Source organism: Synechococcus sp. B60.1 (assembly GCF_047462555.1).
Taxonomy (GTDB): domain Bacteria; phylum Cyanobacteriota; class Cyanobacteriia; order Thermostichales; family Thermostichaceae; genus Thermostichus.
Genome location: NZ_JANSJN010000083.1, coordinates 1 through 6,994, shown reverse-complemented (window position 1 = coordinate 6,994; position 6,994 = coordinate 1). Strand labels below are relative to the sequence as shown.

At 60.2% G+C, this 6,994-nt stretch carries 7 protein-coding genes; 5 read left to right on the top strand and 2 right to left on the bottom strand.

The window, feature by feature from the left end:
* Nucleotides 1–124: 124 nt before the first annotated feature.
* Nucleotides 125–1,366, top strand: coding sequence for an ATP-binding protein (locus NW863_RS09790; RefSeq protein ID WP_414366014.1), 1,242 nt, complete (start codon nucleotides 125–127; stop codon nucleotides 1,364–1,366).
* An 82-nt stretch (nucleotides 1,367–1,448) separates the two neighbouring features.
* Here the strand turns inward: NW863_RS09790 and NW863_RS09785 are convergent, their stop codons facing one another.
* Nucleotides 1,449–1,766: a DUF3067 family protein gene (locus tag NW863_RS09785; protein ID WP_414366012.1), complete on the bottom strand. Its 318-nt coding sequence runs from the start codon at nucleotides 1,764–1,766 to the stop codon at nucleotides 1,449–1,451.
* Between the two features lie 173 nt (nucleotides 1,767–1,939).
* Between NW863_RS09785 and NW863_RS09780 the strand changes: the two genes are divergently transcribed.
* A complete protein-coding gene (locus tag NW863_RS09780) occupies nucleotides 1,940–2,458 on the top strand; it encodes a cytochrome b6-f complex iron-sulfur subunit (RefSeq protein WP_414366011.1) in 519 nt (172 codons plus the stop codon).
* 188 nt (nucleotides 2,459–2,646) lie between these two features.
* Nucleotides 2,647–3,630 carry an apocytochrome f gene (locus tag NW863_RS09775; RefSeq protein WP_414366009.1) on the top strand — a complete coding sequence of 328 codons (984 nt, stop codon included), beginning with the start codon at nucleotides 2,647–2,649 and terminating at the stop codon, nucleotides 3,628–3,630.
* A gap of 54 nt (nucleotides 3,631–3,684) precedes the next feature.
* Here NW863_RS09775 and NW863_RS09770 read toward each other — a convergent pair whose 3' ends face one another.
* Nucleotides 3,685–4,485: a PhzF family phenazine biosynthesis protein gene (locus NW863_RS09770; RefSeq protein ID WP_414366007.1), complete on the bottom strand. Its 801-nt coding sequence runs from the start codon at nucleotides 4,483–4,485 to the stop codon at nucleotides 3,685–3,687.
* A 256-nt stretch (nucleotides 4,486–4,741) separates the two neighbouring features.
* Here NW863_RS09770 and groES point away from each other — a divergent pair, with 256 nt between their 5' ends.
* Entirely contained in the window at nucleotides 4,742–5,053 is a 312-nt protein-coding gene (gene groES / locus NW863_RS09765) for a co-chaperone GroES (protein ID WP_011430254.1), read from the top strand.
* Between the two features lie 66 nt (nucleotides 5,054–5,119).
* Nucleotides 5,120–6,754, top strand: coding sequence for a chaperonin GroEL (gene groL / locus NW863_RS09760; protein WP_414366006.1), 1,635 nt, complete (start codon nucleotides 5,120–5,122; stop codon nucleotides 6,752–6,754).
* The last annotated feature ends 240 nt before the right edge of the window (nucleotides 6,755–6,994 follow it).

The following is a 6,994-nucleotide window of genomic DNA, read 5'->3' as shown; positions in this document are numbered from 1 at the left end:
GGCCTTATTGCCTGTGTTGGCGGTGGCCTCTATGAGCTAGGCCGGCGGGACAATGCTCGCTAACCCAACGCCGGCCCCTCTCCCTCTGGGAGAGTAGACAATGCTAAGAGCCGTACCTAGAGCGATGACTCCCTTAGAAGAAGCGGCGGAAGCGGCGGCTAAGCTGCTGGTGTTTCGGGAAATCTGCGCCCATCCCCTGGCCCTGGCCTGGCAGGAGCTCATCCAGCAGTTGATGAGCGGGGATCCCCTGCCCTGCTGGAGAGCCTACGGGCGCTGGTTTGAGCTTTTGGCCCGGCAGGGCTTGAGCTGGCGGGAGTGGCTAATCCAGGAAATCCGCTGGGCCGATAACCCCTTCTCGCGGGCGGCGCTGCAACCCCAAGGGATCCCGGCCCCCCTTTTGCAAGCGGCCCGCCACGATCTCCGCTGCCTGCAGATCCTGGCCGATAGCCAGGAGACCATTGCTGAGCAGATGCAGGCGCTGGGCTTGGGGATCCCCTGGCCGGATGAAAACCCCAGCAGCTCTGGCTGGGATCCCCGCCCTTTTGCCGATTGGGGCCAGAGCCTGGAGGCCTTAATTGCCCACTACCGCCAAGGGGGAGTGGGGCTCTATGGTCGCTATTGGGCGTTTCGCTGGGGGCCGGCAGGGCTAGAAGGGATCCCCACTCCCGATCTGCCCGACTGGGAGGAGATCTACGGCTACGAACGGCAGAAACGGCAGTTGGCCGCTAACACCGAAGCCCTACTGCGGGGGGATCCGGCGTTGCATGTGCTGCTTTACGGGGCGCGAGGCACCGGCAAGTCTTCCCTCGTGAAGGCGTTGTTGCGGCGCTACGGCCCCCAGGGGCTGCGCCTTTTGGAGCTGCGACGAGCAGATTTGGCTCAATTGCCGCAGATCTTGGCAGAGCTGGGACAGCAGGCGCTGCCCTTTGTCCTCTTTGTGGACGATCTCTCCTTTGAGGCCGACGAGACCGAGTTTAAGCAGCTCAAAGTGCTGCTGGAAGGGGATCTCCTCCCACCGCCGCCCAACGTGCGTCTCTATGCCACCAGCAACCGCCGCCATCTTATCCGCGAGTTTTTTGGCGATCGCCCCCCTCCCCAAGAGCAAGAGGTGCACGCCTGGGATACGGTGCAGGAGAAGCTGTCGCTGCGGGATCGCTTCGGCCTCACTCTCACCTTTGCCCCCTTCGGCCAAACCGACTACCTGGCCACCGTAGAACACCTAGCCCGCCGACTGGGCCTCGACTCTTCTGGGGAAGCTTTGCGCCGCCAAGCCCTCCTCTGGGCGCAACAGCAAAATGGCTTTTCCGGTCGCACCGCCCGCCAGTTTTTGCAGGCTCTGCAGGCCGGCCTGGTGGAAGTTGGATAGCCAGCCGATTGTTGGAGTTTTCGTCGATAGAGGCGAAACTGTCCGTGGCTACCCTTTAGGGAAGAGCCGGGGGCGAGGAAGACTACAGCAGCCACTCGGAGGCGCGTTCTCCCACCCCTTGCAAATCCAAAGGAATGGCCACCGCCTTCCCGATGCGGGGTTTCTGACGGGTAGCCTCAATTTCTCGCTGCACCGCTTCCCACAGGCCCCACGCCTGCAAATGGGCCATGACAGACTCCAGGCGAGCCAGATACTCGGCCTCACTCAAAGGGAAAGAGGGCTGCTCCAGATAACGCCACATCACCAACAGAACCACCCTGTCCCCCATGCGGCGCAGTTGCACGTCGTAGGAATAGCCCCACTTCTCCCGCAGCAAAGCTTGAAAGTCGGATCCCGTCATAGGCTGGCTTGGATCGGGTTTGGACTGAGCTGGGCCGGAGAAGAAAAACCGCCGCCTCTTGCCTTGCACTTCCTTTAGCTTTGCATTTCTTAATGATATTAGCCAAGGGGCTCGGTTACGATGATGTCGTTTGTCAACGAACATTAAAACTTCTCAGGTTTGTACTGGCCATTATGACGGAAGCGGTTAGCAACTTCGAGGCGCCCCCCATGAGCCGGCGGGTTTTTCTGAATGCCCTCCTCAGCGGCTCGGTGGGGGTGGTGGTGGTGGGCACCCTCTACCCGGTGGTGAAGTATTTCATTCCCCCCTCTTCCGGTGGGTCAGGTGAGGGGCTGATAGCTCAGGATGCCCTCGGCAGGCCGATTAGCGTCAGTGAGCTGCTGGCTACCCACGCAGCCACGGATCGGGTGCTGGCCCAAGGCTTGAAAGGGGATCCCACCTATATCGTGATCGACAACGGCGCGGTGGCCAACTACGGCCTCAACGCGGTTTGCACCCACCTCGGCTGTGTGGTGCCCTGGAACGTGGGGGAAAACTTGTTCAAGTGCCCCTGCCACGGATCCCAGTACGCGGCTAACGGCAAGGTGATCCGGGGGCCGGCTCCCCGCTCCCTGGAGCTGGTGAGCGCCACAGTGGACGGCGACAACGTTCGCTTCAGCCCCTGGCAGGGCCCTGATTTCCGTGAGACCTGAAGCACCAGAATAGGCTCCGGAGAGACACTTGTGGTCTAAGTCTGTAACGGGCTACCGCCGGCTCAGAAGTGGGGGAAAAGCCCAGAGAAGTTGCTGCGCTAGTCCTGGCTAGAGCATGAGTTGTCAGCTTTGAGGAGATTGACCCCAAGGGCTTGCGAGAATTTTGATTGAGATTCTGAGCTGAACTTATGAAGCGAATTTACTTGGCCTTGTGTGCGCTGCTGCTGTTGCTGGGGATGGGATCCCGTCCGGCAGCAGCCTATCCGTACTATGCCCAGATGGCCTACGACAATCCCCGCGAGGCCACGGGGAAAATTGTCTGCGCCAACTGCCACCTGAACGCCATGCCCACCCGTGCCGAAGTGCCGCAGGCGGTTACCCCGGGCCAGGTGTTCACCATCAAAGTCGGGATCCCCTATGACTTGAGCAAGCAGCAGGTGTTGGCGGATGGCAGCAAGGGCGGGCTGAATGTGGGTGCCGTGGTGGTGTTGCCGGAAGGCTTCCGCCTGGCCACTGAGGAGGAGATGACGGAGGAGCAGCGGCAGGAAACGGCTGAGACCTACATCACCCCCTACAGCGACGAGAAGCCCAACATCCTTCTGGTGGGGCCCTTGCCTGGCGAGCAGCACCAGGAAATTGTCTTCCCAGTGGTAGCGCCTGACCCGAAAGAGGATCCCTCGGTGGCCTTCATGAAATATCGGGTCTATGTCGGCGCCAACCGCGGTCGTGGCCAGATCAACCCCGATGGCAGCCTCAGCAACAACAACGTCTTCCGCGCTCCCGCCACTGGCCGCCTAGCCAGCATTGCCACCATCGAATCCGACCTCAGCGACCTGCCGGCTGAGCTGGCTGCCCTGGTGCCGCCCGAATACGAGTTGCCAGGCACGCGGGTACTCAGCTTCGAGACCGAAGGCGGACTGAAGCACCTCGTGGTGCCGCCAGGGCCGGAGTTGGTGGTTAACATTGGCGATAGCGTCAAAGAAGGGGATCCGGTTACCAACAACCCCAACGTAGGTGGCTTTGGCCAAGTAGAGCGGGATCTGGTGCTGCAGAGCCCGGATCGGGTGAAATGGCTGGTGGCCTTCCTAGCAGCGGTGGCTATCACGCAGCTTCTGCTGGTGCTCAAGAAAAAGCAAGTGGAGCTCATTCAAGCGGCAGAACTTTTGGGCTAGCCCAACTGTTCCAGTACTTTTCCAGCACCCCGGAATCAGCCGGGGTGTTTTTTTCTAGGGAATCCGCAACTCTCCCACTATGACCAGCACGGCTTGTCCAGCAATCTCCACCCGCGGGCCGCGATGGCGGCACCAGAGCTCGCCTCCCCGCGCCGAGAGCTGCCGCACCCTGAGCTCAGTTCGGCCTAGGCGCTCTGACCAATAGGGCACCAACAGACATTGGGCAGAGCCAGTTACGGGATCCTCCGGGATCCCCAACTGGGGGGCAAAAACACGACAGACAAAATCCGGCTCTCCTTCCCTCTCTGCCCCAGAGGCGGTGACGATCAACCCCGAGACAGGCAGCGTCTGAACCCGATCCAACTCCGGCTGCACCTGCTGCACCTGTTGTGCCGAAGCCAGCACCGCTACCCCCATGCTGCCGCGGTACAGCTCTACAGGTGGGATCCCCAGAGCCGCGGCCACTTGCTCCTGGCCTTCTGGCCAGGGTTCCGGGAACTGGGCGGGAAAATCCATCGCCAGCCGCTTCCCCTGCCGCCGCACCTGCAGCCGGCCACTGCGGGTGGAAAAGGCCACCTCCTGAGCTTTTGGGTGAATCTCGGTCAAGAGCACATAGGCACCGGCCAAGGTGGCATGCCCACAGAGTTCTACCTCGGTGGTGGGAGTAAACCAGCGCAGCCCGTAGAGGGGAACATCGCCCAGGGATCCCTGGAGGAGTAAAAAAGCCGTCTCCGACAAGTTGTTCTCCGCCGCAATCGCTTGCATCAAAGCTGCCGGCAGCTCCTGAGGCGGCAAACACACCGCTGCCGGATTGCCCCTAAAAGGCACGGCCGTAAAGGCATCCACTTGAAACAACGGGATCCGCACCTGCTTGTTCAGCCCACCTCATGCCATGATCCCACAACAGGCCTAGAAGTAGAGAGATCCGCACCCAACCGTACCCGGCAAAAAGGGGGATCCCGCCAAAAGGGGCTATTGTCAGGCTGGAAAGTCGACTGATAGACTAGCACTCGTAAGCCGAGAGTGCTAAAACCTCGACTACGGAAGCTTAGGTTTGCGCTCGATACAACCCTTCAGCCTCGCGTTTTAGGCCTTACGGAGGATATTTGTCATGGCTGCAGTAACTCTCAACGTCTCTACGCTGAAGCCGCTAGGCGACCGCGTGCTGGTCAAGATTGCCCAGCAGGACGAAAAAACGGCGGGTGGCATCTTTTTGCCCGATACCGCCAAAGAAAAACCCCAAGTGGGGGAAGTGGTCGCAGTTGGGCCTGGCAAGCGCAATGACGAGGGCAAATTGATCCCGATGGAACTGAAAGCTGGCGACAGAGTGCTCTACTCCAAGTACGCCGGCACAGAAGTGAAGCTGGGCAGCGATGAGTACGTGCTGCTGGCTGAGCGAGATATTCTCGCAATCGTTCAGTAATTTTCAGTCCTTCAGCGATCGATCCTCTACATCGCCCTTAGTCCATTTACGTTTGAGAGGTTGAGTATGGCCAAGTCAATCATTTTTAGCGAAGAAGCCCGTCGCGCCCTTGAACACGGCATGGATATTTTGGCAGAAGCCGTAGCCGTTACCCTTGGCCCCAAAGGACGCAATGTTGTGCTGGAGAAAAAATTTGGCGCACCCCAAATTGTTAACGATGGGGTGACCATCGCCAAAGAAATTGAGCTGGAAGACCATATTGAAAACACTGGCGTCTCCTTGATTCGTCAGGCGGCTTCCAAGACCAACGACACGGCTGGTGACGGCACCACCACCGCCACCGTCCTGGCCCATGCCATGGTCAAAGAAGGGCTGAAAAACGTAGCCGCCGGCGCCAACCCGATTGCCCTTAAGCGCGGCATTGACAAGGCGGTGAAGTTCCTGGTGGACAAGATCGCCGAACATGCCCGCCCGGTGGAAGACTCCAAAGCCATTGCCCAGGTGGCGGCCATTTCCGCCGGCAACGATGAGGAAGTGGGCCGCATGATCGCCGAGGCCATGGACAAAGTGGGCCGCGAAGGGGTCATCTCCCTGGAAGAAGGCAAGTCCATGACCACGGAGCTGGAAGTGACGGAGGGGATGCGCTTTGACAAAGGCTACATTTCCCCCTACTTCGTCACCGACACGGAGCGGATGGAGGCGGTTCTGGAAAACCCCTACATCCTGATTACCGATAAGAAAATCACCCTGGTACAAGACCTGGTGCCGGTTCTGGAGCAAGTGGCCCGCGCCGGTCGTCCGCTGCTGATCATCGCCGAAGACATCGAGAAAGAAGCCCTGGCCACCCTGGTGGTGAACAAGCTGCGGGGCGTGCTGAGCGTGGTAGCGGTGAAAGCGCCTGGCTTTGGGGATCGCCGCAAGGCCATGCTGGAAGACATCGCCATCCTGACTGGCGGTGAGGTCATCAGCGAAGAACGCGGCCTGAAGCTGGAGAACGCCCGTCTCGACTCCTTCGGCTCGGCCCGTCGCGTCACAGTAACCAAAGACCACACCACCATCGTGGCGGAAGGCAACGAAGCGGCTGTCAAAGCCCGCTGCGAGCAAATCCGTCGCCAAATTGAGGAAACTGACTCCACCTACGACAAGGAAAAACTGCAAGAGCGTCTGGCCAAGCTCTCCGGCGGTGTGGCGGTGATCAAAGTAGGCGCGGCTACCGAAACCGAGATGAAGGATCGCAAGCTGCGCCTGGAGGACGCCATCAACGCCACCAAGGCGGCGGTGGAAGAAGGGATCGTCCCCGGCGGCGGTACCACCTTGGCGCACCTGATGCCGGTGGTCACCGAGTGGGCGCAGGCCAACCTGTCTGGCGATGAGCTGGTGGGGGCCATGCTGGTTGCCCGCGCTCTGGGCGCTCCGCTGCGCCGCATTGCCGAGAACGCCGGCCAGAACGGCTCGATCGTGCTGGAGCGGGTGAAAGAGAAACCCTTCACGGTGGGTTACGACGCCCAGAACGACGCCTATGTGGATATGTTTGAAGCGGGCATCGTTGACCCGGCCAAAGTCACTCGCTCTGCCCTGCAAAACGCCGCCTCGATTGCCAGCATGGTGCTCACCACCGAAGCGATTGTGGTGGACAAGCCGGAGCCCAAAACCAACACGCCGGCAGGCAGCAGCAGCGGCATGAATGACTACGACTACTAATCGTTCGGTGAGGGCAAGACGGGTTCTCGCTTGCTGCAGAAACCTTGTTACCTCGCCAGTCTGTAGTCAACTGCCTTGAATAGATCTTTCGGGATCCCCCTCAGCGGGATCCCTTCTTAGGTTTTGAGGTGGATGTTAGAGGACGGTTCCAAATTGGATAGAGGCAGTGCGAGGGCGTTACTGGCAGTCGAACAGCGAGGGAACCCTACTCCCCTCTCCCTCTGGGAGAGGGGCTGGGGG

Excerpts from the sequence above, each read along its gene's own strand:
- NW863_RS09780 (WP_414366011.1), top strand. The coding sequence starts at position 1,940 with ATGACGGAAGCGGTTAGCAACTTCGAGGCGCCCCCCATGAGCCGGCGG.
- groL (WP_414366006.1), top strand. The coding sequence starts at position 5,120 with ATGGCCAAGTCAATCATTTTTAGCGAAGAAGCCCGTCGCGCCCTTGAA.
- NW863_RS09790 (WP_414366014.1), top strand. The coding sequence starts at position 125 with ATGACTCCCTTAGAAGAAGCGGCGGAAGCGGCGGCTAAGCTGCTGGTG.
- NW863_RS09775 (WP_414366009.1), top strand. The coding sequence starts at position 2,647 with ATGAAGCGAATTTACTTGGCCTTGTGTGCGCTGCTGCTGTTGCTGGGG.
- groES (WP_011430254.1), top strand. The coding sequence starts at position 4,742 with ATGGCTGCAGTAACTCTCAACGTCTCTACGCTGAAGCCGCTAGGCGAC.
- NW863_RS09785 (WP_414366012.1), bottom strand. The coding sequence starts at position 1,766 with ATGACGGGATCCGACTTTCAAGCTTTGCTGCGGGAGAAGTGGGGCTAT.